23 protein-coding genes and 1 pseudogene are annotated in these 25,759 nt (G+C 71.2%); 11 read left to right on the forward strand and 13 right to left on the reverse strand.

From position 1 onward, the window contains the following. Positions 1 to 31 precede the first annotated feature (31 nt). Positions 32 to 841, forward strand: a pseudogene (locus VET29_RS40195) (DUF72 domain-containing protein); the annotation flags it as partial. Here VET29_RS40195 and VET29_RS40200 read toward each other — a convergent pair. The 3 genes from VET29_RS40200 to dxs form a co-directional block, all read right to left on the reverse strand. Beyond that, positions 837 to 1,982, reverse strand: a complete 1,146-nt coding sequence (locus tag VET29_RS40200) for a HAMP domain-containing sensor histidine kinase (protein WP_324931466.1) — start codon at positions 1,980 to 1,982, stop codon at positions 837 to 839. The pseudogene VET29_RS40195 and the gene VET29_RS40200 overlap by 5 nt on opposite strands. A gap of 23 nt (positions 1,983 to 2,005) precedes the next feature. After that, the gene (locus VET29_RS40205) at positions 2,006 to 2,680 is read right to left on the reverse strand and encodes a response regulator transcription factor (protein ID WP_324931411.1); all 675 of its coding nucleotides are present in this window, start codon (positions 2,678 to 2,680) and stop codon (positions 2,006 to 2,008) included. Between the two features lie 132 nt (positions 2,681 to 2,812). Beyond that, complete coding sequence (gene dxs / locus VET29_RS40210) at positions 2,813 to 4,738, reverse strand: 1-deoxy-D-xylulose-5-phosphate synthase (protein ID WP_324931414.1); 1,926 nt, start codon at positions 4,736 to 4,738, stop codon at positions 2,813 to 2,815. Between the two features lie 96 nt (positions 4,739 to 4,834). On the opposite strand from dxs, the gene VET29_RS40215 reads away from it, so the two are divergent. Together VET29_RS40215 and VET29_RS40220 are read left to right on the forward strand one after the other, a co-directional pair. After that, entirely contained in the window at positions 4,835 to 8,512 is a 3,678-nt protein-coding gene (locus VET29_RS40215; RefSeq protein ID WP_324931417.1) for a hypothetical protein, read from the forward strand. A gap of 51 nt (positions 8,513 to 8,563) precedes the next feature. Beyond that, a complete protein-coding gene (locus tag VET29_RS40220) occupies positions 8,564 to 9,457 on the forward strand; it encodes a hypothetical protein (RefSeq protein ID WP_324931420.1) in 894 nt (297 codons plus the stop codon). Between the two features lie 392 nt (positions 9,458 to 9,849). Here VET29_RS40220 and VET29_RS40225 read toward each other — a convergent pair whose 3' ends face one another. Both VET29_RS40225 and VET29_RS40230 read right to left on the reverse strand, forming a co-directional pair. Further along, a complete protein-coding gene (locus VET29_RS40225) occupies positions 9,850 to 10,998 on the reverse strand; it encodes a class I SAM-dependent RNA methyltransferase (protein WP_324931423.1) in 1,149 nt (382 codons plus the stop codon). Further along, positions 10,995 to 13,010: an APC family permease gene (locus VET29_RS40230; RefSeq protein WP_324931426.1), complete on the reverse strand. Its 2,016-nt coding sequence runs from the start codon at positions 13,008 to 13,010 to the stop codon at positions 10,995 to 10,997. Before VET29_RS40230 ends, VET29_RS40225 begins: the two co-directional genes overlap by 4 nt. A gap of 93 nt (positions 13,011 to 13,103) precedes the next feature. Here VET29_RS40230 and VET29_RS40235 point away from each other — a divergent pair, with 93 nt between their 5' ends. Further along, entirely contained in the window at positions 13,104 to 13,769 is a 666-nt protein-coding gene (locus VET29_RS40235) for a TrkA family potassium uptake protein (protein WP_324931429.1), read from the forward strand. Between the two features lie 34 nt (positions 13,770 to 13,803). Next, the gene (locus VET29_RS40240) at positions 13,804 to 14,460 is read left to right on the forward strand and encodes a TrkA family potassium uptake protein (RefSeq protein ID WP_324931432.1); all 657 of its coding nucleotides are present in this window, start codon (positions 13,804 to 13,806) and stop codon (positions 14,458 to 14,460) included. A 9-nt stretch (positions 14,461 to 14,469) separates the two neighbouring features. Here VET29_RS40240 and VET29_RS40245 read toward each other — a convergent pair whose 3' ends face one another. The 3 genes from VET29_RS40245 to VET29_RS40255 form a co-directional block, all read right to left on the reverse strand. Next, entirely contained in the window at positions 14,470 to 15,333 is an 864-nt protein-coding gene (locus VET29_RS40245; RefSeq protein ID WP_324931434.1) for a hypothetical protein, read from the reverse strand. Between the two features lie 70 nt (positions 15,334 to 15,403). Continuing rightward, positions 15,404 to 16,138, reverse strand: a complete 735-nt coding sequence (locus VET29_RS40250; RefSeq protein WP_324931436.1) for a DUF3159 domain-containing protein — start codon at positions 16,136 to 16,138, stop codon at positions 15,404 to 15,406. Beyond that, entirely contained in the window at positions 16,135 to 16,509 is a 375-nt protein-coding gene (locus VET29_RS40255; protein WP_324931439.1) for an OB-fold nucleic acid binding domain-containing protein, read from the reverse strand. The genes VET29_RS40250 and VET29_RS40255 overlap by 4 nt, the downstream gene beginning before the upstream one ends. 97 nt (positions 16,510 to 16,606) lie before the next feature. On the opposite strand from VET29_RS40255, the gene VET29_RS40260 reads away from it, so the two are divergent. Beyond that, positions 16,607 to 17,323, forward strand: coding sequence for an alpha/beta hydrolase (locus VET29_RS40260; protein WP_324931442.1), 717 nt, complete (start codon positions 16,607 to 16,609; stop codon positions 17,321 to 17,323). Here the strand turns inward: VET29_RS40260 and VET29_RS40265 are convergent. Both VET29_RS40265 and dut read right to left on the reverse strand, forming a co-directional pair. Continuing rightward, a complete protein-coding gene (locus VET29_RS40265) occupies positions 17,320 to 17,988 on the reverse strand; it encodes a DUF3710 domain-containing protein (protein WP_324931445.1) in 669 nt (222 codons plus the stop codon). The two genes, VET29_RS40260 and VET29_RS40265, sit on opposite strands and share 4 nt — an antisense overlap. Further along, positions 17,989 to 18,459, reverse strand: coding sequence for a dUTP diphosphatase (gene dut / locus VET29_RS40270; RefSeq protein ID WP_324931448.1), 471 nt, complete (start codon positions 18,457 to 18,459; stop codon positions 17,989 to 17,991). Positions 18,460 to 18,483: 24 nt separating this feature from the next. Between dut and VET29_RS40275 the strand changes: the two genes are divergently transcribed. After that, positions 18,484 to 18,954, forward strand: a complete 471-nt coding sequence (locus VET29_RS40275) for a DUF3093 domain-containing protein (RefSeq protein ID WP_324931451.1) — start codon at positions 18,484 to 18,486, stop codon at positions 18,952 to 18,954. Positions 18,955 to 19,009: 55 nt separating this feature from the next. Here VET29_RS40275 and VET29_RS40280 read toward each other — a convergent pair whose 3' ends face one another. Next, positions 19,010 to 19,318 carry a DUF4193 domain-containing protein gene (locus VET29_RS40280; RefSeq protein ID WP_324931454.1) on the reverse strand — a complete coding sequence of 103 codons (309 nt, stop codon included), beginning with the start codon at positions 19,316 to 19,318 and terminating at the stop codon, positions 19,010 to 19,012. Between the two features lie 482 nt (positions 19,319 to 19,800). Here VET29_RS40280 and cei point away from each other — a divergent pair, with 482 nt between their 5' ends. Further along, positions 19,801 to 20,472, forward strand: coding sequence for an envelope integrity protein Cei (gene cei / locus VET29_RS40285; RefSeq protein WP_324931457.1), 672 nt, complete (start codon positions 19,801 to 19,803; stop codon positions 20,470 to 20,472). Here cei and VET29_RS40290 read toward each other — a convergent pair. Then, on the reverse strand, positions 20,469 to 21,284 hold the full coding sequence (locus VET29_RS40290) for an inositol monophosphatase family protein (RefSeq protein ID WP_324931470.1): 816 nt from the start codon (positions 21,282 to 21,284) through the stop codon (positions 20,469 to 20,471). The two genes, cei and VET29_RS40290, sit on opposite strands and share 4 nt — an antisense overlap. Positions 21,285 to 21,349: 65 nt before the next feature. Here VET29_RS40290 and ppgK point away from each other — a divergent pair, with 65 nt between their 5' ends. After that, positions 21,350 to 22,111, forward strand: a complete 762-nt coding sequence (gene ppgK / locus VET29_RS40295; protein WP_324931460.1) for a polyphosphate--glucose phosphotransferase — start codon at positions 21,350 to 21,352, stop codon at positions 22,109 to 22,111. 237 nt (positions 22,112 to 22,348) lie between these two features. Then, the gene (locus VET29_RS40300; protein ID WP_324931474.1) at positions 22,349 to 23,719 is read left to right on the forward strand and encodes an RNA polymerase sigma factor; all 1,371 of its coding nucleotides are present in this window, start codon (positions 22,349 to 22,351) and stop codon (positions 23,717 to 23,719) included. Between the two features lie 140 nt (positions 23,720 to 23,859). Here VET29_RS40300 and VET29_RS40305 read toward each other — a convergent pair whose 3' ends face one another. Then, positions 23,860 to 24,654, reverse strand: a complete 795-nt coding sequence (locus tag VET29_RS40305) for an EamA family transporter (protein WP_324931477.1) — start codon at positions 24,652 to 24,654, stop codon at positions 23,860 to 23,862. 272 nt (positions 24,655 to 24,926) lie between these two features. On the opposite strand from VET29_RS40305, the gene VET29_RS40310 reads away from it, so the two are divergent. Beyond that, positions 24,927 to 25,118: a DUF7455 domain-containing protein gene (locus VET29_RS40310; RefSeq protein WP_324931463.1), complete on the forward strand. Its 192-nt coding sequence runs from the start codon at positions 24,927 to 24,929 to the stop codon at positions 25,116 to 25,118. The last annotated feature ends 641 nt before the right edge of the window (positions 25,119 to 25,759 follow it).

Raw genomic sequence — 25,759 nt, forward strand, 5'->3', positions numbered from 1 at the left:
GGACGATGGTGGGGTGCGCGGCAAGGCGTGGATCGGCACGTCGGGGTGGCGGTATCCGCCCTGGCGCGGCGAGTTCTACCCGAAAGGCCTGGCGCAGCGCCGCGAGCTGGAGTACCTGTCCCGGCAGCTCGGCTCGACCGAGATCAACGGCTCGTTCTACTCGCTGCAGCGCCCCGAGTTCTACCGCCGCTGGCACGACGAGACGCCGCCGGACTTCGTGTTCGCGGTCAAGGGCGGCCGCTTCGTCACGCACATGAAGCGCCTCAGGGACGTCGAGACGCCGCTGGCGAACTTCTTCGCGAGCGGTGTGCTGGCCCTCCGGGACAAGCTCGGCCCGGTCCTCTGGCAGCTGCCGCCGAGCCTGCGCTTCGACCCCGAGCTGCTGGCCGGCTTCTTCGACCTCCTCCCGCGGGACACCACGGCCGCGGCCAAGCTCGCCGGCAGGCACGACGCACGCCTCGACGGCAGAGCGCTCACCGAGGCACCCGCGCACCGCCCGCTGCGGCATGCACTGGAGGTCCGGCACCCGAGCTTCGTCGACCCCACGCTGCCGGACCTGTTGCGCGCACACGGAATCGGCCTCGTGGCGTCCGACGCGGCCGCCGACTGGCCCTACCTGGAGGACGTGACCGCGGACTTCGCGTACGCCCGCCTGCACGGCGCCACCGAGCTGTACGCGAGCGGGTACGACGACGACGCGCTGGACGCCTGGGCCGACCGGGTCCGCGGCTGGACCGCCGGCGGCCACGACACCTACGTCTACTTCGACAACGACATGAAGGTCCGGGCACCGTTCGACGCCATCGGCCTCATGACCCGGCTCGGCACGAAAAACCCTAGTGCGCGGCCGGCAGGTGGACGGTCACCGTCAGGCCGCCGCCGTGGACGGCCTCCGCGGCCACCGTGCCGCCGTGGGCGCGGACGACCGCACGCACGATGGACAGGCCCAGTCCCGTGCCCGTGTGGGCGGTCCGGTGCACGCCGCCGCGGCGGAACGACTCGAACAGCTCCTCGACGCGTTCCGGGTCGACCGGCATGCCGGACGAGGACACCCGCAGGGTCGCCCAGCCGGGGCGCACGCTGCTGTGGACGTCCAGCCAGCCACCGTCCACGTTGTGCCGCACCCCGTTCTCCAGGAGGTTGCCGGCCACGCGCTCCAGCAGCGCCGGGTCGCCGTTCACCGGAGCGGGCGCGCACGTGAACGTGGCCCGCAGCCGGCGCCGCTCGGCCTCGGTCCGCACGGCCTGCCACGCGCTGCCGACCACGGTCGCCAGGTCGACCCGCTCGACCAGGCCGATGCCCATGCCGTCGGTGCGGGCGAGCAGCAGCAGCGCGTCGACGAGCTGGTTGGCCCGCATGGCGGCCGAGCTCACGACGCCCGCCATGCGGCGCAGCTCCTCGGCGTCGGCCCCGGGATCGGCGAGCGTCACGTCCAGTTCGGTACGGATGACCGACAGGGGCGTGCGCAGCTCGTGGGACGCGTTGGCGACGAACTGGCGTTGCGAGGAGAACGTGGCCTGGAGCCGGTCGAGCATGGCGTCGAACGTGTCGGACAGCTCGGCCACCTCGTCGCGGGGGCCGCGCAGCGCGATCCGCTCCTCCAGCGACTCCGCGGACAGGCGCCGCGCGGTGCCCGTGACGTCCCGCAGGGGCTTGAGGACCCGGCCGGTGAACGTCCAGGCCAGCAACGCGGTCGCGCCGACCACGCAGACGAACGCGACGGAACCCGCGATCAGCACACGGAAGCGGGCGTTGTCCCGCAGCACCTCGGTGAGGTCCTCGGCCTTCACGTTGACGCCGCTGACCACGACGGTCGTGCCGGCAGGCAGGGACGGGCTGACGACCGAGTCGCCGGCCAGCATCCATCCCAACCACAGCAGGAGCGCCGCGACGACGGCCACCAGAGCGGTGGCCAGCAACGTGATCCTGGCGCGCAACCCCGGCCCGCGCCGCTGCTGTGCCGGCCCCGTCGCGCCGCTCATCCGCTCCGCCACCCGCGCCCGCGTCACTCCACCCGGCTCGCCGCCGGCACCCGGTACCCGGAGCCGACCACGGTGTCGATGATGCCGGGCTCACCCAGCTTCTTGCGCAACGTCATGACGGTCACGCGCACGGTCGTGGTGAACGGGTCGGCGTGCTCGTCCCAGACGCGTTCGAGCAGTTCCTCGCTGGAGACGACCGAGCCGCTGGCCGCGAGCAGCACCTCGAGGACGCCGAACTCCTTGCGCGTCAGGTCGACCTGCTCACCGCCGCGGGTGACCGTCCGGCGGGCCGGGTCCAGCTCGACGTCGCCCGCGCGCAGCACCGGCGGGGTGACCGGGGTGGCCCTCCTGGCGAGCGCCCGGACCCGCGCGACCAGCTCGTCGAAGGCGAACGGCTTGGCGAGGTAGTCGTCGGCGCCCAGGGACAGCCCCTCGACGCGGTCGGCCACCGAGCCGCTGGCGGTCAGCATGATGACCCGGGTCAGCGCCCCGGAGGCGACGATCTCGCGACACAGCTCGTCCCCGGACATGCCGGGCAGGTCGCGGTCGAGCACCACCACGTCGTAGCGGGTGACGCTGGCCTTCTCGTGGCCCTCGTCACCGTCCAGGGCGACGTCCACGGCCATGCCTTCACGACGCAGCCCCCTGGCGATGGCGTCGGCCAGGGGCTCTTCGTCCTCGACGATCAGAATCCGCACCCCACAACGGTGCCACAACTACCCTTGACAGCGCTCTCAGGTCCTGTCAAGGACCTTCCGGAAGGACGCGGTCGAGGTGTTCGGCCAGCGTGCGGAGGTCGTCGCGCCAGGTTGCGCGGTACCGGTCGCTCCTCAGGGCAGCTCGGCGGGAGCGGGGCTCGCGTCGGTGCGGGTGGCGATCCACTCCGTGACCCGGCGGGCCACGTTCTGCGCGGTCATGCCCAACCCGACCAGCACCTCGACGCGGGTCCCCTGCCCGTGGAACTCCTGCGGCAGCCCGAGGTCCCGCAACGGCACGTCCACGTCGGCGTCCCGCAGGGCCGCCGCGAGCGCCCAGCCGAACCCGCCGTGCCGCCCGTTGTCCTCGACCGTCACCACCAGCCGGTGCGCGTCCGCCAGCGTGACCAGCTCCGCCGGCACCGGCTTGATCCACCGCGGGTCGACGACCGTGACGCCGACCCCCTGGTCGGCCAGCCGGTCCGCCGCCGCCATGCCCAGCTCGGCCAGCGCGCCGACCGTCACCAGCAGCACGTCCGCCGTCTCGTGGGCGGCCGGCCGGCGCAGGACGTCCACGCCGCCGCGCCGCTCCAGCGCCGCGACCTCACCGCCCACCGACGCCTTGGGGAAGCGCAGCACCGTCGGGCCGTCCTTGACCGCGACCGCCTCGTTCAGCTCCTCGCGCAGCGTCACCGCGTCGCGCGGCGCGGCCACCCGCAGACCCGGCACGACCCCGAGCAGCGAGAGGTCCCACATCCCGTGGTGGCTCGGCCCGTCCGGCCCGGTGACCCCGGCGCGGTCGAGCACCAGCGTGACGGGCAGCCTGTGCAGCGCCACGTCCATGAGCAGCTGGTCGAACGCGCGGTTCAGGAACGTCGAGTAGATCGCGACGACCGGGTGCAGCCCGGCCATCGCCATGCCCGCCGCCGACGTCACCGCGTGCTGCTCGGCGATGCCGACGTCGAACCAGCGGTCCGGGTGCGCCTCGGCGAACTTCGCGAGCCCGGTCGACCGCAGCATGGCCGCGGTGATGGCCACGACGTCCGGCCGCTCGTCGCCGATGCGTGCCAACTCGTCGGCGAAGACCGACGTCCAGGAGGCGGCGCCCTTGGCCGTGGTCGGCTTGCCCGTCACCGGGTCGATCGGGTCGGTCTGGTGCATCTGGTCGACCTCGTCGTTCTCGGCGAGGGGGAACCCACGACCCTTGCACGTCGCGACGTGCACGATGACCGGCCCACCGAACTCCTTGGCCCGGCGCAGCGCGGCGTCGAGCGCCGCGAAGTCGTGCCCGTCGACCGGCCCGAAGTACTTCAGGCCGAGGTCCTCGAACATCATCTGCGGCGAGAGCGCGTCCTTGATGCCGCGCTTGGCCGCGTGCAGGGCGGCGTACAGCGGCCTGCCGACCACGGGCGTGCCCTGCAGCATCCGCTTGCCGGCCTCCAGCGAGCGTTCGTAGCCGGGCGAGAGCCGCAGGGACGCGAGGTGGTCGGCCAGCCCGCCGATGGTCGGCGAGTAGGACCGGCCGTTGTCGTTGACGATGATCACCATCGGCCGGTCCCGGCCGGCGGCGATGTTGTTGAGCGCCTCCCAGCACATGCCGCCGGTCAGCGCGCCGTCGCCGACCACGGCGACCACGTGGCGGCGCTCACCGCGCAGCTCGAAGGCCTTGGCGAGCCCGTCGGCGTAGGAGAGGGCGGAGGAGGCGTGGCTGCTCTCGACGAAGTCGTGCTCGCTCTCGGCGCGGCTCGGGTAGCCGGAGAGGCCGCCGAGCAGGCGGAGGCGGTCGAAGTCGTCCTGGCGGCCGGTCAGCACCTTGTGGACGTAGGCCTGGTGGCCGACGTCGAAGATGACCGGATCGTGGGGCGAGTCGAAGACACGGTGGAGGGCCATGGTCAGCTCGACCACACCCAGGTTGGGGCCCAGGTGACCGCCGGTAGTCGTCACCTTGTCGACGAGAAACTGGCGAATCTCGCCGGCCAGCCTCGGAAGTTGTTCCCCTGACAGCCTTTTCAGGTCTGCCGGGCCGTGCACCGAGTCGAGCAGGGACTCCTCGTCGGTCACCGCTGGTCACCCCTGTTCTCAGATCGCGGAGATCGTGCCGGTGCCGCCAGTCTACGAGTGGTCCGGTCGGACCAACCCGCCCCTACACTCGGGCCCGTGCCAGTCGCATTCGACACCGCCGGTATGGAGCGACACGACGAGCGAACCTGGTTCGACCCACGGACCGGGGACCAAGTCAGTCTCACCTATATCGGCCTGGTGCCCGACATCCCCGCGCCGCTAGACGACCTGCCGCTGCTACGCAGAAAGCTGGCGCGGGAAACCGCCGAGACCGGCTCGATCATCGAGGCACACGTGGTGAGCCTGGATGGTGTGCCGGCGCTCTACCAGCTGATCAAGCTGCCGATCCCCGGCCAGGACACCGGCCTGGCGTTCATCGCGGCATTCACCCTGCCGAAGGCCGAGTGCAGCGTGGTCCTGCGCATCCAGTGCGCGGAGGAACACATGACCGGCCTCCGCGAGTCGACCGTGGCGGGCCAGGTGGGGTTCGAGCACTGCTTCCCACCGCACCCGTACGCGGCGGACGTCCACGGCCAACTGCCGTACAGCCTGGCCGACGAGGCGGCGTGGGACAAACAGTTCCCCGACCACCCGCTGACCAGGGCGAGGGCGTGGGCGCACCGGACGCTGGCGGAGGCCCGGGTGGACCCGCGGTTCGCGGCGCTTCCCCCGTTCCACTTCCCCGCACCGGAGGCCGAGCAGCCTTGGCAGGCGCCACCCCCACCCACCGAGCCGACAGCCATCGAACCGACGCCGACCGATCCGACGCCGACCGAACCGACGGGCAACGAACCCACGGGCAACGAGCCGCCGACCGAGCAGAACGCGCCGGTGGAGCCCGTCCGGCAGCCCGAGCCCGGACCGGCATGGCAGGCGGCCGCGCCGAGCGAGGCACCGTCCGGGCGCGACCCCGGCCCCGGGCCCCGGTCCCGGCAGGCCGACTCCGACACCTGGCGGGGCGCGCCGGTCCAGGCGTCGTCGAACGGGGCCTCGCACTGGGAGCCGGCACCGCCCAACGGCTCGGCGTCCTCACACGGGGAACCCGTGCGGCACACCGCGCCGGCGGAGCCGCCGCCCGAGGCACCGTCATGGCATGCCGCGCCCGACCCGGCGGCTGGCTGGCACACGCCCGCAGAGTCGGCGGACGCACGGTCCCACCAGGTCACGCCCGGAGAACTCCCCGCCTGGCAGCCCTCCCCGGCCCCCGCACTCGGCGAGGTCCCCTCCTGGCACGCCGGCTCCACCCCACCCGACCGGCCGACGTCACCACCGGAATCGGCTGAGCCGGGCGCCCGGCAGAACCCGCCCCACGGCGACGCGCAGAACCCACCGACCGAAGGCGATACGTGGCAGAACTCGCCCGGCGGCGCCTTGGAGAACCCGCCGACGGACGGTGGTGCGTGGCAGAGCCCGCACGGCGGCGCCGTGCAGAACTCGCCCGCGGAAGGTGATGCGTGGCCGAGCCGACCAGCGGAAGCGTGGTCGAACGAGGCGCCATCGTGGCGGCCCGAGCCTGCGGCCTGGCAGCCCGAGCCGCCCCACGCCACACCCAACGGAGCCGATCTCCGGCAGCCGGCATCCGCCGACGCCATCGAGACACCGACCCACCAGGCACCGCATGCCTGGCAGGCCGAGCCGGCCCAGTCGCCGCCGAACGAGGCGTTCCCGTGGATGACGAATTCCGACGAGACGGCTTCACCGCACGCCTCACCCGACGAACCGTCGCCACCGCAGGACGCATCGGCCGACCTCTTCCCCTGGCAAACCGCCCCAGCCGAGACCTCCCCGAGTGAGGCACCTTCCCGGCACATCGCACCGCCGGAAACCTCACCCAACGGGGCGCCACCCCGGCAGGCCACACCTGGCGAACCCCTCCCCACCCGCCAACGCACACCGGCCCAGGAGCCACCCGGGACACCCCGGCACGCCACCCCAGCCCAGCCCTCTCCCGACGAGGGACCCTCCTGGCGCACCACTGCCCCCGAATCCACACCCAACGAGCCCCCATCGCCGCCCACCACGACGGCCGAGCCCGCCCCCTGGCAGACCCCATGGTCTCCGGCCGCGGCAAGCGACGCACCCTCCAGCCACGTCACGCCCGCCGAGTCCGCACCCGGCGAGGCTCCGCCCCGACCAACCACACCGGCCGCCGCCCGGCACGCCACGCCCTCCCCGGCCCCAGCAAACGAGACACCTTCCTGGCACGTCAGAGCCAATGAACCCGCGCCCGACGAGCTACCGTCCCGTCGAACCAGGTCGGCCGACGCAACCCCACCCACCGAGCCGCCATCCCGGCATGACGCACCGGCCTGGCACCCCACACCCACCCCCCACGCGCCGAACGAGGCACCCTCCCGGCACATCACACCCGACGCAACCCCACCCGACGAGCCACCATCGCGGCGAACCAGGTCGGCCGCCTCGCACAACACACCCACCCCCGACGCGCCGAACGAGACACCCTCCCGGCCAACCACGCCGCCCGAGCCCGCCGCCTGGCAGTTCGCGCAATCCCCGGACTCAGCGCAAGCTCCGGACTCAGCACGTTCCCCGGACTCAGCGCAATCCCCGGACTCAGCGCAATCCCCGGACTCAGCGACCGACGCCCCCTCCAGGCACGCCAGATCTGCCGAGTCCCCGTCCGCCACACCGCCGTCGCGGCGGGGCGTTCGAGGTCTCTCCTCTCGCGAGCTACCCGCCTCCGCGGCCGATGAGGCGGCGTTCCGGTACGCCGACGAGGCCGCAACCAACCAGCCCGTGGCACCGCCTCGCCCGCCCCTCCAGTCCGTGGCACCGCCGCCCTCCCCCGAACCGCCCGCCGAGGCGCCGCAGCAGCCGCCCAGGTCGTCACGGTCGGCAGAGGAGCCTCGACTGACGGCGCCGTTCCGGGTGTCGCCGTTCGAGGGGCTGCCGTCGGGTGAGTCGGAGGCCGTCTCACTGTTCGAGCCCGCTTGGACGGAGTCGGGCCGGACGTCCGTCGACGAAGGCTCGCCGGGTGGCTCTCCGCCGGCCGGGCCGGCGCTGGCTTCGCTGGCCGAGGCGCCGCGTCAACTCGAGACGACCACCCCTTCGGGTGACAACGGGGCACGGCAGGCGCCCGCCAGGGCGGGGGACGTGCTTCAGACCGTCCTCGTCGGGCTGCCGTTGGCCGGGTATCTGCCGCTCTGGCAGGAGAGTGGCGTCACGTTCTGGCGGATGAAGGACCCGGAAGCCGTACGGGCCCGGCTCGGCGCGGGCGTGGAGTCGCGGTCCGAGATCGACAACCGGCGTTACCGGGAAGCCGCGATGTTCAGCCCGTCGCGGGGAACCCTGTTCCTCATGGACCGGGTCCGTGACGACTCCGGTCACCTGGGCGGCACCAGCACGCAGCTCGAGCCCGCCACCGAGGACGAGGCCTACGCGGCGGTCGACGACAAGGCCGTCTCGGAGCTGTACGTCTGGCTCGGCGAGGTGGTCCTGGCCTCGGTGCGGCGTGGCGAGTTCGTGGCGGTCGAGTCCGGCGGGTGGGAGATCCCGATGCGGCCGGTCGTGCTCATGATGCTGCGGACCGACGGACGGGAGTGGCACTCGGTCGTCGAGACCTCCCCGGTGCCCGCCGGCGCGCCGGTGTGGCGGGACCAGCAACCGGTCGACGGGGACACCCAGGTGCTGGCCTCGCCGGCGACCGACCAGACCATCCGGGCGTCGGGGCTGCTGACCAGGTTCGCGGTGGCCACGTGGGGTATGCACCCGTTCCAGCTGGGACTCTCGTTCGGGCCGAACCCGACGCTGTGATTCGGTAGGGTCGAAGCTCACGATCGGCACATACGAGGGTGGGGACCAGCAGTGACCGAGCCGGAGCCGGTGATGGCGCAGGCTGAGCAGGACCAGCTGACGAGGCAGGTTGGGCGGGCGCTCCTGACCGTGGCGGGGGCCGACTGGCAGCAGATCAGGGCCGAGTACCGGTCCGCAGGCCGGCACATCGAGGTCGACGTCCTCGTCAAGGGACCCGACGGGGTCGAGCGGACCGTACGGCCACCCCAGGAGGTCGTCGACGGGTTCGGCCGGCTGCGGCAGGGGATGTACCGGCCGGGCCGCGGCACGTGGCTGTCGGCGCTCTACCTGCTCGACCCGCCGAGCAGCTTCAGCGCCGAGTTCGAGCCGGACGTGGAGCCCCGCTGGCGCCGCGTCCCGCCGCCGATCGGCTTCGCGGACGAGCTGCGGTTCTTTCCTCGGGGGGACGAGCACATCCCGGACTGGCTGCGCCAGCGTGCCGGCCTGCCGCCTGCCCCGGACGCCGCCGTCGAGCAGAGCGCGGCCACCGGACCGAGCGGGCCATCGACCGGCGCCGGAACGGCCGGGCCCGGACCAGGCGGAGCGCACGATCCCGGCGTCGCGGCGCCACCCGGACCAGGAGGTCCCCACGGGCCGGGCATGCGGCCGGGACCGCCGGCACGACCGGGCGTTGCCGCCGGACCGGGCGGGCTGCCCACCCGCACCCCGGGTGGATCACCCATGGGACAGCCGGGACGGCCGCCAGCTCCTGGCCGTCCCGCGACGCCGTTCGGTGGGCGGGAAGGCACGCCGCCGAGCCCGCCACGAGGCTTCGACGCGTCGCCGCCCGAGCCGACGCCACCAACCGGCATCCCGGCCGGCCCCTACGCCGGCAACGAGTCCGCGCAAACTCCGCCACGCGGAGACAACTACGGCCAGAACAGCGGGTGGGGACCACCCCGCTGACGCCCCGCGCGGGAGGCCCGAGGCGCCCTGCCGCGGAAACCTGGGACCACCGACCAACCACCGCATCTCCGGCAGCGGTGGTAAGTGCTTTGTCACGTCGAGCTGGCCTGCACGCACGCGACCGAACTGGGCCTCGTGCCGCGGCGAGCGGCCCAGCGTTCGCGCAGGTCACGGCCTCGAGTCCGATCCGCGCTCTGGCCCGGCTCGCCAACGACCTGACAAGCACCACTAGTGTCCCGCGCCGGAAATGCGGTGATTGAGTCGGTGGATCCGGGTTTCTGCTGGCAAGACGCCGGTTCGCCCTCGTACTGGGTCGTACCTGGGCGAACCGGCAACGCCGCCAGCAGGAAGCTGGGCCGCCGAATTAGTTGCCTGATCTCCGGCGCGGGACACTAGCGAGTCAGCAGTGCGACGCACTCCACGTGGTGGGTCATCGGGAAGGCGTCGAACGCCCTCAGCCGCTCCAGCCCGAACCCGTGCGTGGCGAACGTCGCCACGTCCCGGGAGAGTGCCGCCGGGTCACAGGCCACGTACACCACCCGCCGCGGGCCCCGGGAGACGATCGCCTCCACGACCTCACGCCCAGCCCCCTTTCGCGGCGGGTCGAGCACCACGACGGCGGGATCCGGGCCCTCGCCCGCACGCAGCACGGACTCCACCTTCCCCGCGAACACCCGCACCTGCGCCAGATCCGCCAGGTTCTCCGCCGCCTCCTCGGCCGCGGGCCGGAACGACTCCACGGCCATCACCGAACCGGACGACCCCACCGCCTCGGCCAGCACCGACGCGAACAGGCCGACCCCCGCGTACAGGTCCCACGCCGCCTCCCCTGCCCGCAGGCCGGACCACGCGGCCACCACCTCGGCATACACGTCGGCCGCGTCCGGGTGTGCCTGCCAGAACCCGTCCGACGACACCCGCCACTCACGGCGGGCCGCTCGTTCCACGGCCACGCCGTCGCCCACGTGCGTCTCCGCGTTCGCGTCCACCGACACGGTCAGCGCGGAGCCGGGCGCCCAGGACCGGCCCACCACCTCGTCCACCGTCCCGTACGCGGAGATCGGGCAGTCCTCCACCGGCACCACCCGGTGGCTGCGGTGCGCGCGGAAGCCCGGGCGGCCATCCGAGTCCACCGTCATGCGGACCCGGGTGCGCCAGCGCAGCGGGCCGCCGGGCAGCTCCTCCACCTCCACGGGCATGGTGACACCCGCCAGGCGTCGCAGTTGCTCGGCGATGACCGACGCCTTCAACGCACGCTGCGCCGCCCACGACGCGTGTTGCCAGTCGCAGCCGCCGCAGCCGCCCGGGACCGCCACCGGGCACGACACCGGCACGCGGTCCGGGGACGCCGTCAGCACCGACACCGCGTCGGCTCGGCAGAACGAGCCGCCTCGGTCCTCGGTCACGGACACGACCACGCGCTCACCCGGCAGCGTGTGCCGGACGAACACCACCCGGCCCTCATGCCTTGCCACACAGTGACCGCCGTGGGCGACCGGGCCCACCGAGACCTCGAAACGGCGGCCCAGCCACGAGTTCACTTCGGGTCCTTCGAGGACAGACCGCGCCGCACCGCACCCGGCGGCACCTCCTGGCGGTCGCGGTAGCGCTGCTTCAACCGCTCGGACGACGCCAGCTGCCACGGCACGCTCGTCACCATCACACCCGGCACGAACAGCAGCCTTCCCTTCAGCCGCAACGCACTCTGGTTGTGCAGGAACTGCTCCCACCACCGGCCCACCACGTACTCCGGGATGTACACCGTCACCACGTCGCGCGGGTTGGCCGTCCGCACCCGTTTCACGTACTCCATCACCGGCTTCGTGATCTCCCGGTACGGCGACTCGACCACCTTCAGCGGCACGGAGAAGTCCTCCTTCTCCCACTGCGCCACCAGTTCCCTCGTGTCGGTGTCGTCGACGTTCACCGTCACCGCCTCGAGCACGTCGGGACGGGTCGCGCGGGCGTAGGCGAGCGCCCGCCGGGTCGGCAGGTGCAGCTTCGACACCAACACGATCGCGTGGTTGCGGGACGGCAGCGTGAACGTCTTCTGGTCCAGCTCCGCCTCGCTCAGCTCACGTGCCACCCGGTCGTAGTGCTTGCGGATCGCGGTCATCAACACGTAGATGGCCGCCATCGCGGCGATCGCGATCCACGCGCCCTTGATGAACTTGGTGATCAGCACGATCACCAGCACGGTCGCGGTCATCAGCAGGCCGACCGCGTTGACCGCGCGGGACCGTCTCATCCGGGACGCGGCCGCCTTGTCGGGATCGGCGCGCAGCAACCGGTTCCAGTGCCGGATCATGCCGCTCTGGCTCAGCACGAACGACACGAACACGCCCACGATGTACAGCTGGATCAGCCGCGTCACCTCGGCGTCGAACGCCACCACCAGCACGATCGCGAACCCGGCCAGCCCGACGATGCCGTTCGAGAACGCCAGCCGGTCGCCCCGGGTGTGCAGCTGCCGCGGCAGGTACCGGTCCTGCGCCAGGATCGAGCCGAGCACCGGGAACCCGTTGAACGCGGTGTTCGCGGCCAGCACCAGGATCAGGCCGGTGAAGAAGATGACGTACCAGATGGCGGGATCGAAGCCGCCGAACACGGCGTTCGCGAGCTGCGCCACCAACGTCTTCTGCTCGTAGTCGGCCGGTGCGTTGACCAGCTGGCGGGCCGGGTCCTCCGCGATCTTCGCCTTGGTCACCGTCGCCAGCATGATGAGGCCCAGGAACATCACGATCGCGAAGACGCCCATCAGCAGGAGCGTGGTCGCCGCGTTCCGCGACTTCGGCTTGCGGAAGGCCGGCACACCGTTGCTGATGGCCTCCACCCCGGTCAGTGCGGCACTGCCGGACGAGAACGCGCGGAGCACCAGGAACACCAGCGCGAACCCGGTGAGGTGGTCGCCCTCCTCGACCAGCCCGAAGTTCGCGCTCTCCGCCGCGATGTCGTCGCCGAGCAGGAACACCCTGGTGGCACCCCAGATGATCATGACGACGATGCCGACGACGAACGCGTACGTCGGGATCGCGAACACGGTGCCCGACTCGCGGATCCCCCGCAGGTTGATCGCGGTCAGCACCACGATCGCGCCGACCGCGAACTCCACCTTGTGCGTGGCCACGTACGGCACCACCGAGCCGATGTTGGCCATCGCCGACGCGATCGACACCGACACGGTCAGCACGTAGTCGACGAGCAGCGCGCTCGCCACCACCAGTCCCCATCTCGGCCCGTGGTTGACCGTCGCGACCTCGTAGTCACCGCCACCGGACGGGTAGGCGTGCACGTTCTGCCGGTAGGAGGCCACGACCGCGAGCATCAGCGCGACGACCACGACGGCGATCCACGGGCTGTACATGTACGCCGAGACCCCCGCGACGGACAGCGTCAGCAGGATCTCCTCCGGCGCGTACGCCACGCTGGACATCGCGTCGGAGGCGAACACCGGCAGCGCGATGCGTTTCGGCAGGAGCGTGTGCGAGAGGCGGTCGGTGCGGAACGGACGTCCGACGACCAGCCGCTTCAGCACGGAGGCGAGCTTGGGCACGAATCGAAAGCGTAGGCGGTCCCGTCACCGGGATGGAGCAGCCACCGGTAGGTTCTGCATACGACACCGGAGGAGAGCGAGGAGGGCCAGGTCGTGCACGTGGTGATCATGGGCTGCGGCCGGGTCGGGTCGTCGCTCGCCGCCGCGGTCGAACGACTCGGCCACACCGTCGCCGTGATCGACAAGGACGCGCAGGCGTTCCGCCGGCTCGGCAGCGACTTCCACGGCCAGCAGGTCGTCGGCGGCGGCTTCGACCGCCGGGTGCTGATCGAGGCGGGCATCGAGCGCGCCGGGGCGTTCGCGGCCGTGTCCAGCGGCGACAACTCCAACATCATCTCCGCCAGGGTCGCACGCGAGACGTTCGGTGTCGAACACGTGGTCGCCCGGATCTACGACGCGAAGCGGGCCGAGGTGTACGAGCGGCTCGGCATCCCGACCGTGGCGACCGTGCCGTGGACGACCGACCGGCTGATGCGGACGCTGCTGCCGGACGGCGTGGCGTCGGCGTGGCGGGACCCGACCGGCAAGGTCGCGATCGTGCAGCTGCCGTTCCACGAGGGCTGGGTCGGGCACACGGTCGCGGAGCTGGAGTCGGGGACGGGCGCGCGGGTCGCGTTCATCATGCGGTTCGGCACCGGGGTGCTGCCGGCGCCGAAGTCCGTCGTGCAGCACGACGACCAGGTGTACGTGGCGGCGCTGTCCGGCACGGTCAGCGACGTCACCAACGCGGCCGCCCAGCCGCCCGAGGAGACCTCGTGAGCGGAGCTTGCGGAGCGGGAGAGGGGGCGTCCTGATGCGGGTCGCCATCGCGGGCGCCGGCGCGGTCGGCCGGTCGATCGCCGCGGAGCTGATCGCCGACGAGCACCAGGTCATGCTCATCGAGCGGCAGGAGAGCCAGTACGAGCCCCAGACGGTCGAGCAGGCCGAGTGGGTGCTCGCGGACGCGTGTGAGCTGGCGTCGCTGGAGGACGCCGGCATGCAGCTGTGCGACGTGGTCATCGCGGCCACCGGCGTCGACCAGGTCAACCTCGTCGTGTCGCTGCTCGCGAAGACCGTGTTCGCCGTGCGGCGCGTGGTGGCGCGGGTCAACGACCCGGCGAACGAGTGGCTGTTCAACGAGGCGTGGGGAGTGGACGTCGCGGTGTCCACGCCCCGGATGCTGGCCGCGATGGTCGAGGAGGCCGTGTCGGTCGGCGACCTCGTGCAGCTGCTCACGCTGCGTCAGGGACAGGCCAACCTGGTCGAGCTGACGCTGCCGGAGGACACCCCGCTCGCGGGGCGCCCGGTCCGGGAGGTCGTGCTGCCGAAGGACGCGGCCCTGGTCGTGGTCCTGCGTGGTGGCCGGGTGATCGTGCCGCAGCCGGACGACCCGCTGGAAGCGGGCGACGAGCTGCTGTTCGTGGCGTCGGCCAACGTCGAGGACGAGATCCGCAGGGCCCTGGGTTACTGAGGGAGCGGGTTACTGAGGGAGCCCCGGCACCACGACCTCGGCGACGGCTCGCGTGTCCGGACAGGCGTCGGCGCCGTGGCCCACCAGGTCCACACCGGTGAGCTTCGCCTCCTCCACCAGGCCCGGCCGGTCCGGCAGCGGCCGCTCGACGGACACGAAGCACACCGCGCCGATCACCTCGACCCTCCCCGGGCGGCCGCCGACCGTCTCCGGCGTGCCGCCGGTGCCCGGCGCGACGACCCGGAAGCCCAGCCCGATGGTGCCGAGCTCGCAGTTGTGCCCGTGCGGGGACGGGTCCGGGACGCCCCGCTCGACGATGGCCTCGACCTCCGGGCGGTCGAGCAACGCACAGGGGTCGAGGCTGCCGAACGAGTCCTTCCCGTACGTGACGTGCCCGACCTTCCCCTCCTCGATCACGCCCAGCGTGCGCGCCACCATGTCGTCGGCCACCGTGCACAGCTGCTCCGGGGTCGCGGTCCCGCTGTCGAGGCGGCTGGCGCCGACCAGCAACCAGTTGTGGTCGGAGAACCCCACCCAGCGCAGGCAGCCGCCGAACTTGTCACGCTGCGGGTCCTGCCAGATCCGCACGCCCCTGGGCAGCTTGCCGGGGTAGTCGTAGGGCTGGATCGAGTCGTCGTCGGACTGGACCGGTCCCACGATCCGGTGCGTCCCGTCCACGTCCACCCGGCACTGCTCGAACGACGACTCCGGGGTGCCACCCGCGGCGTCGAGCATCGAGCAGTAGTCGATCGTCCTGAAGTCCCCGAACACCGTGTCCGCGGTGAGCGCGGTCGGTTTGGGTGGTTCGTCGGCTTGAGGAGTGGTGCACGCGGTCAGCAGAAGACCGCAGAGGATCAGCCCCAGAACTCGCATGCCGGCCTTTATATCGGGCCGAGGCGTCCCGCGACGTGGTTTTCACCAAGGCCAGGGACCTCGCGTCCGGTCAGGCGCCCTCGGGTTCCGGCTTGCCCGCGTACTTGGCGCGGAGCTGTTCCTCGATCTCGCGGTCCTCGGCCGCCGAGTCGACCGCGACCTTCTTGACGCGGTGACCGGCCCGGGTGACGGCCCACACCGTGACCGCGAAGGCGAGGATCGTGAGCGGGTAGCCCATCGCCAGGCGGGCGAACGCCAGCCAGCCCGTCTGGTCCTGGTCGTACAGCCAGCGCTGCACCACGAACCGGGCGGCGAACACCAGTACCCAGGTCAGGGTCGCCAGCTGGTAGGAGACCATGGCCCTGCGGTCGGTGCGCCACGACTTGCCGTGCCCGTTGAGGCCCGCCCAGACGACACCCACCAGTGGGCGCCGGATGGCCATCGACGCCAGGAACACGCTGCCGTAGACCAGGCTCGTCCAGATACCGAACAGGAAGAAGCCCTTGGCCGAACCGGTCCGGTAGGCGATGAACGCCGCGATCCCGACCCCGAAGAAGCCGGAGATCGCGGGTTGCAGCGGCTCCTTGCGGACGACGCGGACCACGGTGATGAGCACCGCGCTGCCGAGCGAGCCCCAGATGGCGACCGTCAGCCCGAACAGCATGTTGAGGAGCACGAACACGACCACCGGGAGTGACGAGTAGATCAGGCCACTGACGCCGCCCATCTGCTCGAGGAGCGTCGACTCCTTCTGGGTCTTCTCCGTCGGGTCCTTCTTGTCGGCCTGGGCCGAAGGTTCAGTCATGTGGCCGTCTGCAACTCGTAGTAGGGGTTGTAGAGCACCTTGCGACCGTCCCGCATGGCGATGCGGCCCTGTGCCTTGATCGTACGGCCAGGCTCGATGCCCGGGATCCGGCGACGACCGAGCCAGACTAGTGTCACGCCCTCGGTTCCGTCGAACAGCTCGGCCTCGAGCGTCGCGACGGCGTCGCGTGGGCTCAGCTCGACGCTGCGTAGGCGACCGACGACGGTGACCTGCTCACCGAACCGGCAGTCGCATGCCCTGCGTGCCCCGACCGCCTCGACGTGCTCCGAGAGGTCGTCAGCGTCGAGCTCCTCCACCTCGCTGGTCAACCGTTTGACCAGGCGACGGAAGGGGCCCTTCCCGGTGCCCATCTATGGCGCTCCTGTTTTCTGTGAGGCCGGCCCCGACTCCGGCCCGGACGAAACCAGCGTAACCACCCGAAGCGTGCCCTGGTGGAGGATCTCCCACGTGAATGTTGCGGAACCGGGACCTGTGGACACCGCCGTGCTCCTGCCCGGCACCGGGTCGGACGACGTGTTCGTCAGATCCGTGTTCGAGGTGCCGCTCGCGGCCGTCGGTGTGCGCACGGTCACCCCGAAGCCCGTGCCAGGGACGATGCTGGCCGAGGCGTACCTCGCCGAGCTCGACGAGGCCGCCCGGAACGGCCCGGTCATGGCCGGCGGGGTGTCGTTCGGGGCGCACCTGGCCGCCGAGTGGGCACTGGCGAATCGTGACCATTGCGGCGGGCTCGTCCTGGCACTGCCCGGCTGGCACGGCACGCCAGGAGACGCACCCGGATCGGTGTCCGCCCGCGTGGCCGCCGAGCTGGTCCGTGCGAAGGGCGTGGACGCGGCGCTCGCGGCCGCCACGGCCGGCGTGCCGGCCTGGCTGGCCGCCGAGCTGAACCGCTCCTGGCGCGGCTACGGCGACGGCCTCGCCGACTCGCTGGCCGCCCCGGCGGACCGCCCGGCGCCGACCCTCGCGGCGCTCGCCACCCTGGATGTTCCGGTCGGCATCGCCGCGTTCGTCGACGACCCCGTGCATCCACTGGCGGTCGCCGAGGAGTGGCTGCACGCCCTGCCGCGCGCGAGCCTGTGCACGACACGGCTCGAGGTGCTGGGCGTGGACCAGGAGTCCCTCGGCCGGGCGGCGGTGCTGGCCTGGTTACGCGCGGGCCGGCGCTAACCCTGCTGCTGGGCCTCGATGTGTTGGGCGATCGCCGGCGGCAGGTCCAGCGGGAGCGGCGTGCGGACCGGCATCGGCTGTGTGCCGCGCACCACGATCGCGCCGCGGACCAGGTCGTGCAGTGCGTGCGAGCTCTTGTCCGCCAGCTCCGGCGGCCCGGCGACCACGCCACGCAGCATCCAGCGCGGACCGTCGACACCGACGAACCGCAGTGACACCTCGCCGAGCGCGGCCATCAGCTCGAGGCCCCACTCGCCGGTCGTGGTGCGGACCGTCGCGCCGTCGCCGCGCAGCTGTTCGGCCAGCTCGGTGGACACCTCGCGCCACAGGCCGCCGGACTTGGGCGCCGCGTAGCCGTTGACGGTCAGCTGCCCGAGCGGGGTGATCACGTGCACCGCGCGCACGGACCGGTTCTGGTCCAGCTCCACCTGCAGCTGGGCGCCCTCGGGCACCGGCAGCCGGACCGAGCCGAGGTCGAGCCGGCTGAGGCCGTCGTCGGGCGCCTCAGCCACGTCGTGCGGGCCCGCGTACTCGAACAGGTCACCCTCGAACTCGGGTTCGGCGTCGCCGCCGTCCTGGTCGTACTCGCTGTACTCGCTGTACTCGCCGTACTCGGGCTCGTACTCCTCGGCCTCGGCGCGCTTGCGTCGTCCGAAAAGTCCCACCTATCCACCCTCCACCGGACTCAGCACAGCGTGCCCCCCGGTCGATCCGTAACCACCCGCGCCGCGCCGCGTCTCGCCGAGGTCGTCCACCTCACGGAACACCGCGTGCTCGACGCGCTGTACCACCAGCTGGGCGATCCGGTCACCCCTGCGCAGCTCGATCGGCTCCCTCAGGTCATGGTTGATCAGGCAGATCCTGATCTCGCCCCGGTACCCGGAGTCGATAGTGCCCGGCGTGTTCACCACGCTCAACCCGACGCGCGCGGCGAGCCCGGAACGCGGGTGTACGAACGCGGCGTAGCCGGCCGGCAGGGCGATCGCCACGCCGGTGCCGACGATCACCCGCTCACCGGGCCTGATCGTCTCGTCGGTCGTGGTCACCAGGTCGGCGCCGGCGTCACCGGGCGTCGCGTACGACGGCAGGGGAACACCGGGGTCGGTACGGGTGAGCAGGACCTCGACGCTTGGCACGAGCCGCGAGACTACTCTGGATCCGTGACTGACAGTGCGGCAGGGAAAGCCCCGGCGAGGACCGAACACGCGGAGCGGCTCTACGTACCGTGGTACTCGTGGCTGCTGCCGATGTTCGCGGCCGGGCTGATGGCCGCCACCGTGCACATGGGTTACCCGGGCGTGCGGGCATGGCTGCCCTACGTCGTGCTGGTGCCGCTCATGGCCGTGCTGATCTGGCGTGCCGGCCGTGCGCCGGTGCGGATCGAGGACGACGAGCTGTACGTGGGCACCGCGCATCTGCCCCTCGAGCACGTCGGCACCGTCGAGGTGTTCGGCGCCAAGGAGAAGCGCAAGGTGCTCGGCCCGAACCTGGACCCGACCGCGTTCGTGCTGCACCGCGGCTGGGTCGGCCCGACGGTACGCGTCGAGGTGACCGACCCCGCGGACCCGACGCCGTACTGGGTGTTCTCCACCCGCCACCCGGAGAGGGTTGTCACACTGCTGAGCAGGTGACTCCCTCCGTCGGGTAGGGCCCATCCCCCCTTCGAGGTGAACGGGCCCTCCTCCCTCATGCGCAGTCGCGGCAGATCGGCTGCCCGTGCTGTTCCTCGGCCAACCTGCTGCGGTGATGCACCAGGAAACACTTGGAACAGGTGAACTCGTCGGCCTGTTTCGGCACGACTCGTACGGTCAGGTCCTCGCCGGACAGGCTGGACAGGTCGGCGCCGGGCAGCTCGAAGCTCTCCGCGGTGTCCGACTCGTCAACATCGACGACTCCGGACTGGTTCTCGTTTCGACGTGCCTTCAGCTCCTCGAGCGAGTCCTCCGCGAGATCGTCGGCCTCGCTGCGGCGTGGCGCATCGTAATCGGTGGCCATCTGTGTGCACCCCCACTTCAGGATGTGTTCGCGCGCTGGTCAACGTTCAGGTGCCCCGATTTGTGCCCGCCATCTCAAGTGACGGACATCTCGCACGCCACGCCGCATGTCCCCGCCGGATAACGGCGCCCGTCGGAATCGATTCGCGTCTCATGTTCGACGACCGGAGCGGGCAGAGCGTAGACCATGCTCAGGGATCGATCCAGCAGGTCACCCGTTCGGGTGTGTTGCCCCACGATGACGCGGCACGGGCAGGCCTTCGCGGCCGTCCCGCCAGGGCCGACGCCGGCGGCGTGCCGAACGTCCTGGACGTGGCGATCGTGCCGAGGCAACCCCGTGCGACACGATACGTCTACAGTTCGGGTCCTCGAGCCGCCGAACGGAGCTGAACCGCCTAGGCTGATCAGCAGCGAACGCATGGGGTGGGGGAACGCAGGTTCGGCAAGCTCAGGAGGGCGGGGATTGTGGCGGCGGGGAACGTCATGAGAAGCGGTGGTCAGCGCTACCGGAAGCGCCGGCCGTTGCCCGCGTTCCTGCTGATCCTGGTGCTCGGCATCGCGGCGACCATCGTGTGGTTGCGGATCATGAACTCGGACGACGACACGACGGCGTTCGTGCACTGCGACAAGCCGACCACCACGCCGACCGTGCCCGCCGGCCAGCCGAAGCCGACGCTGGGAAAGGCGTTGGAGCCGAACGCGCTGGACCGCACGAAGCCGGCGCTGCCCGGCTCGGTGCTGGTCCGGGTCGTCAACGCGAGCAGCCAGCGTGGCCAGGCCAGGTTGGTGACGGAGAACCTCAAGGGCTACGGGTTCACGCAGGTCGCCGACCCGGCCAACGACACGCTCTACGGCGAGTCCATGACCTGCCGGTCCCAGATCCGGTTCGGCACACAGGGCACCGCCGCGGCGCGGACGCTCAGCCTGCTCGAACCCTGCGCGGAGCTGGTCCGGGACGGCCGGCAGGACGCGACCGTGGACATCGCGCTCGGCGAGAAGTTCGACGACCTGGACCCCAACAGCGCGGGCAAGCAGCTGTTGGAGGACCTGAACGACTTCGCCAAGCAGAACCCCGCACAGGGTGGTTTACAGGCGAACGCGCAGCCGGACCTCAACCCGCAGCTCCTGACGGCGGCACGCGACACGAAGTGCTAAGGCGTCTGTTCGGTCAGCCCGACCTCCTTGACCGCCGCCAGCAACTGGTCGGCGATGCCCGGCGTCGCGCAGAAGATCAGGCCCGGACCGACCGCGTCGGCTGAGGTGGGCAGTCGCACCACCGCGCCCGCCTCCTCGGCGACCAGTGCGCCGCCTGCCCAGTCCCAGCGGGACAGGCCGTGTTCCACGTAGCCGTCCACCCAGCCGGCCGCCACCGAGCACAGGTCCAGCGACGCGGCCCCTGGCCGGCGGATGTCACGGACTTTCGGGAGCAACCGGGCAATCCCGGCAGCCTGCCACGACCGGAGCTCCGCGCGGTAGCCGAAGCCGGTCGAGACCAGAGCCATGTCCAGCCGGGTGGCGGTCGAGACACGCAGCTCGACCCCGTTCCGCCACGAACCCCCACCACGCAGCGCCGTCCACTCGCGGCCGGTCTCCGGCTCGACCACCGCCGCGGCCACGGACACGCCGTCCACCTGGGCCGCCAGCGAGACCGCGTACCAGGGCAGGCCGTACAGGTAGTTGACGGTGCCGTCGATCGGGTCGACCACCCAGCAGACCTGGCCGGGCGCGGCCTGGGCGCCACCCGTCTCCTCGCCGAAGACCGGCTCACCGGGCCGCAGCTCCGACAGCCTGGACCGCACCAGCTTCTCCACCGCCACGTCCGCGGCCGTCACCACGTCGGTCTTCGACGTCTTGGTGTCCACGTCGTGGATCGCGCTGGGACGGGAGCTCATGGCGAGCGCGGCGGCCTCGCGAGCTACCGATACGGCAACGTCCAGCAGCACTTCCGTGGCTCCCACGAGACCTATCCGACCACATCCGGATAACCTCCGGGGAAAGCGTCACTGAATCGAGTACGAAGGGAACCGTGGGGATGGCTGCAACCCTCGGCTTCGGCGTGGACATCGGCGGGTCAGGCATCAAGGGCGGCGTGGTCGATCTAGACGTCGGCAAGTTGGTCGGGGAACGCGTGCGGATCCCCACGCCAGACCCCTCGAAGCCGGACGCGGTCGCGGACGTCGTCAAGCAGATCGTCGACGAGTTCGGCTGGACCGAGCCCCTCGGGGTGACGCTGCCCGCGGTCATCAAGCACGGCGTGGCGCACACGGCCGCGAACATCGACAAGTCGTGGCTCGGCACGGACGCCGGCTCGCTGTTCGCCGACCGGCTCAAGCGCGAGCATGACGAGGTCGTCGTGCTCAACGACGCGGACGCGGCCGGCGTCGCCGAGATCACCTACGGCTGGCCGGACGACCAGCACGGGGTCGTCGTCCTGCTGACCTTCGGCACCGGCATCGGCAGCGCCCTGTTCCTGAACGGGAAGCTCGTCCCCAACACCGAGTTCGGCCACCTGGAGGTCGACGGGCACGACGCGGAGACCCGCGCGGCCGCGTCGGTCAAGGAGGAGCAGGACCTGTCGTGGGAGGAGTGGGCGGTACGCGTCTCCCGCTACGTCCGCAGCCTCGAGGACCTCATCTGGCCGGACCTGATCATCGCCGGCGGCGGGGTCAGCAAGAAGGCCGACAAGTGGCTGCCGCTCCTGGACGTGCGCACCCGCGTGGTCGCCGCCGAGCTACGCAACGACGCCGGCATCGTGGGCGCCGCACGGGCCGCCAAGGTGGGCCACGACGGCTGACCGGAGCTCGTCGCCCCGAACGGGGGCCTGCCGGGGTGCGCGTCGCCCCGAATATTGAACGTTGAACCAGCAAAAACTGATCGTCTCGTATCCCGGGCCGACGCCCGCACTGCCTCCTTCGTAGTTACAATGGAACAGTGCCCGCGGCTCAGGTCGCGGGGCGTTCCCCGAACTCCGGCAGGCCAGTCATTCACAGAGTGCCTGGCGTTGCCAGTGATGAGCAGCGAAAGGGCGTACGTGGCAGCCGCACGAACCGCAACCCGACGCTCCACCGCTTCGGCGGGCGCGGCCAAGTCGGCCAACGCCCAGCCGGACACCGACGAAACCACTGAGAAGCCGAGCTTGAAGACCGCGACCAATAAGACGGCCGGCGCCGCCACGAAGCCGCGCGCGCCGCGCAAGACGACCGCGACCAAGTCCGCCGGGCCCAAGAAGACCAAGGCCGACGCCACGAAGAAGGCGGGTTCGCCCGCCGACGGCGAGCCGGGCGACGGCGAGGAGCCCGATCTCGACTCCCCGGACCTCGAGGATCTCGAGGACGTCGAGATCGAGGCCGACGTCGTCGAGGACACGGTCGAAGAGGTCGAGGAGAAGGACCCCAAGGAGACCAAGGACGGCGACTTCGTCTGGGACGAGGAAGAGTCCGAGGCCCTGCGGCAGGCCCGCAAGGACGCCGAGCTCACGGCGTCGGCGGACAGCGTTCGTGCCTACCTGAAGCAGATCGGCAAGGTCGCGCTGCTCAACGCCGAGGAGGAGGTCGAGCTCGCCAAGCGGATCGAGGCCGGCCTGTACGCGGCGGAGCGGGTGCGCAAGGCCGAGGAGGAGTCCGCGGAGAAGCTGAACCCGCAGCTCCGCCGCGACCTGCGGTGGATCGTGCGGGACGGCGAGCGCGCCAAGAACCACCTGCTGGAGGCCAACCTCCGCCTGGTCGTGTCGCTGGCCAAGCGCTACACCGGCCGCGGCATGGCGTTCCTGGACCTGATCCAGGAGGGCAACCTGGGTCTGATCCGCGCGGTCGAGAAGTTCGACTACACCAAGGGCTACAAGTTCTCCACCTACGCGACGTGGTGGATCCGGCAGGCGATCACCCGCGCGATGGCCGACCAGGCCCGCACCATCCGCATCCCGGTGCACATGGTCGAGGTCATCAACAAGCTCGGCCGTATACAGCGTGAGCTCCTCCAGGACCTGGGTCGCGAGCCAACGCCGGAAGAGCTTGCCAAGGAAATGGACATCACCCCGGAGAAGGTGCTGGAGATCCAGCAGTACGCCCGGGAGCCCATCTCACTGGACCAGACCATCGGCGACGAGGGCGACTCACAGCTCGGTGACTTCATCGAGGACTCCGAGGCTGTCGTCGCGGTCGACGCGGTGTCGTTCACGCTGTTGCAGGACCAGCTCCAGTCGGTCCTGGCGACGCTGTCCGAGCGCGAGGCCGGCGTCGTCCGGCTGCGCTTCGGTCTCACCGACGGGCAGCCACGCACGCTCGACGAGATCGGACAGGTCTACGGGGTCACCCGGGAGCGGATCCGGCAGATCGAGTCGAAGACGATGTCGAAGCTGCGCCACCCGTCGCGGTCGCAGGTGCTTCGCGACTATCTGGAGTGAGCCGGTCCTGACCAAGTGGCCCCTCCACCCCCGCCAGGGTGGAGGGGCCACTTCTTTGTCGTGGGTGGTAACTCTCGATCCGTCCCGCCGATCGATTGGCACGTTCGGATTACGATCGCTTGAACGCCGATCGCGGCAGACTAGAGCGGTTCTGGACCGGACTCACCGTCCCGTGTCCGGATGGTGAGACCAACGACCACCGCGAGAATGCCCAACGCCTCCAACGGCGTCGGTACCTGGTGCAGGACGGCCAGCCCGATCGCCGTGGCCGTCACCGGGAGTAGTGCCAGCAGCAACGCGAATCGCGACTGTCCCATGCGCCGTAGGACGACCTGGTCCAGTACGTAGGGCACCACCGTGGCCAGCACGCCGACCCCCAGGCCGAGCACGAGCAGACGCGGCGAGGTCCACACCGGGCCGGTGCCCAGGGCCAGCGGTGACAGCACCACGGCCGCGACGGCGAAGCCGACCGCGAGACCGTCCACGCCCTGCCCGCCACGCGCGACCTTTCTCCCCAGAACGATGTATCCGGCCCAGAGAACCGCTGCGCTGAGAGCGAACAAGACACCGAGCGTGCTGCCCGCCCAACGCACGTCCGCGATCAGGACGACGCCACTGACCACCAGTAACAGTGCCCCAACGTCCCTTACGGAGCGTGATCCAAACGAGGCGATGAGAACCGGCCCGACGAACTCCAGCGCGACCGCCGTGCCGAGCGGCAGCCGGTCGATCGACTCGTAGAACGCGAGGTTCATGACGGCGGTGACCATCCCGAACAACGCCGCCAGCCAGAAGATCCGCCCATGCCACGCCGCACGTCCGGGCCGTCGCCAGGCGAGCAGGACCACCGCGGCGCCGAGCTGCCGGAGCCACGCGACCGCCGCGGGAGACAGCGTGCCGAACAGCCACACGGCCGCCGCCGCGCCGAGGTACATCGACACCCCGCCGATCACGAAGAGTAACGGCGACGGGAGGCGAGTGGCGCGTATCACTGAACCAATCGAGCCCACGTAGCGATCCTGCAATGTGAGAGACCGAATACGACAACCGGGTTAATTCATGGGTCAAGTGATCTCACAATCAGAGCGGGAACACTGACGAAGGCCCAAACGTCTGGAAGAGTAGAGGTTGCGACACCGCGCCAGCAGTGGCCGCAGCCGAACGGCACCGGGACTCCACCGGATGCCGGGACGGAGGGAGAATCGCCATGAACACAACGCTCACCCGCCCCGACCTGACAGCTGCTGACCGCTGCGACCGCTGCGGAGCAGCCGCCCAGGTGCGGGCCATCCTTCCCTCCGGCGGCGAACTCCTCTTCTGCGGCCACCACGCCCGGAAGCACCAGGAGCGCCTTCGCGAGCTGGAAGCAGACCTCCAGCAGGGACAGCCACCTGCCTGATCGATCGATCGCTCGGGGCGAGGTGTGTTCGCGGAAAGCGCGAACCGCCTCGCTCCGCGGCTTTTCCGGGGGTGCAACCCCCGGGAGCCCGCCCGGCGGGCTCTGCCCCCGGACCCCGGACCCCCGGGCCCGTGGTCGCCTGACCGGGGTGCGTCGCCTGACCGGGGTGCTTGGCCGGGGTGCTTGGCCGGGGCGCTTGGCCGGGGCGCTTGAGCCGGGGGTGCCTTTGCCGTTCACCCGCATCGCGGGGAGGCTGAACGCGCCGTACAGCGCGGCGCTGTATGTGAGCGTCCACGGCATAGCAGGTGCCGGGGCCCCATGCCCCAACAAGAGGCCGGCCGACGCCGGGCCGACCAGTACCGCCATTACCGGGACGTCCAGGAAGAACGCCTGAGCGGCCAGCAGGAGTGAGCAGCACGCCTGCCCGGTCGTCGCGACGAGGTACACCTTGCGCCGGTCCCGCCGGTCGACCAGCGCCCCGGCGAACAACCCGAGCACCGCATCAAGCGGCAGTGCCTGCGCCATGCCCACAGCGCCCGTCCAGACGGGGTTACGCGTCGCCTCCCAGACCTGGTGAAGGACGGCGACGAGCGTGAGCTGGCCGCCGAGCCCGGACACCGTCTGCCCGAACAGGAGCCGCC

The sequence above is a fragment of the Actinophytocola sp. genome (assembly GCF_035634895.1).
GTDB lineage: Bacteria > Actinomycetota > Actinomycetes > Mycobacteriales > Pseudonocardiaceae > Actinophytocola.

What these genes read in the sequence shown, in the direction of transcription:
- VET29_RS40200 (WP_324931466.1), bottom strand. Translation starts at nt 1,982, where the DNA reads ATGAGCGGCGCGACGGGGCCGGCACAGCAGCGGCGCGGGCCGGGGTTG.
- VET29_RS40240 (WP_324931432.1), top strand. Translation starts at nt 13,804, where the DNA reads ATGCGGGTCGCCATCGCGGGCGCCGGCGCGGTCGGCCGGTCGATCGCC.
- VET29_RS40245 (WP_324931434.1), bottom strand. Translation starts at nt 15,333, where the DNA reads ATGCGAGTTCTGGGGCTGATCCTCTGCGGTCTTCTGCTGACCGCGTGC.
- VET29_RS40250 (WP_324931436.1), bottom strand. Translation starts at nt 16,138, where the DNA reads ATGACTGAACCTTCGGCCCAGGCCGACAAGAAGGACCCGACGGAGAAG.
- VET29_RS40255 (WP_324931439.1), bottom strand. Translation starts at nt 16,509, where the DNA reads ATGGGCACCGGGAAGGGCCCCTTCCGTCGCCTGGTCAAACGGTTGACC.
- VET29_RS40280 (WP_324931454.1), bottom strand. Translation starts at nt 19,318, where the DNA reads ATGGCCACCGATTACGATGCGCCACGCCGCAGCGAGGCCGACGATCTC.
- cei (WP_324931457.1), top strand. Translation starts at nt 19,801, where the DNA reads ATGAGAAGCGGTGGTCAGCGCTACCGGAAGCGCCGGCCGTTGCCCGCG.
- ppgK (WP_324931460.1), top strand. Translation starts at nt 21,350, where the DNA reads ATGGCTGCAACCCTCGGCTTCGGCGTGGACATCGGCGGGTCAGGCATC.
- VET29_RS40305 (WP_324931477.1), bottom strand. Translation starts at nt 24,654, where the DNA reads ATGTACCTCGGCGCGGCGGCGGCCGTGTGGCTGTTCGGCACGCTGTCT.
- VET29_RS40310 (WP_324931463.1), top strand. Translation starts at nt 24,927, where the DNA reads ATGAACACAACGCTCACCCGCCCCGACCTGACAGCTGCTGACCGCTGC.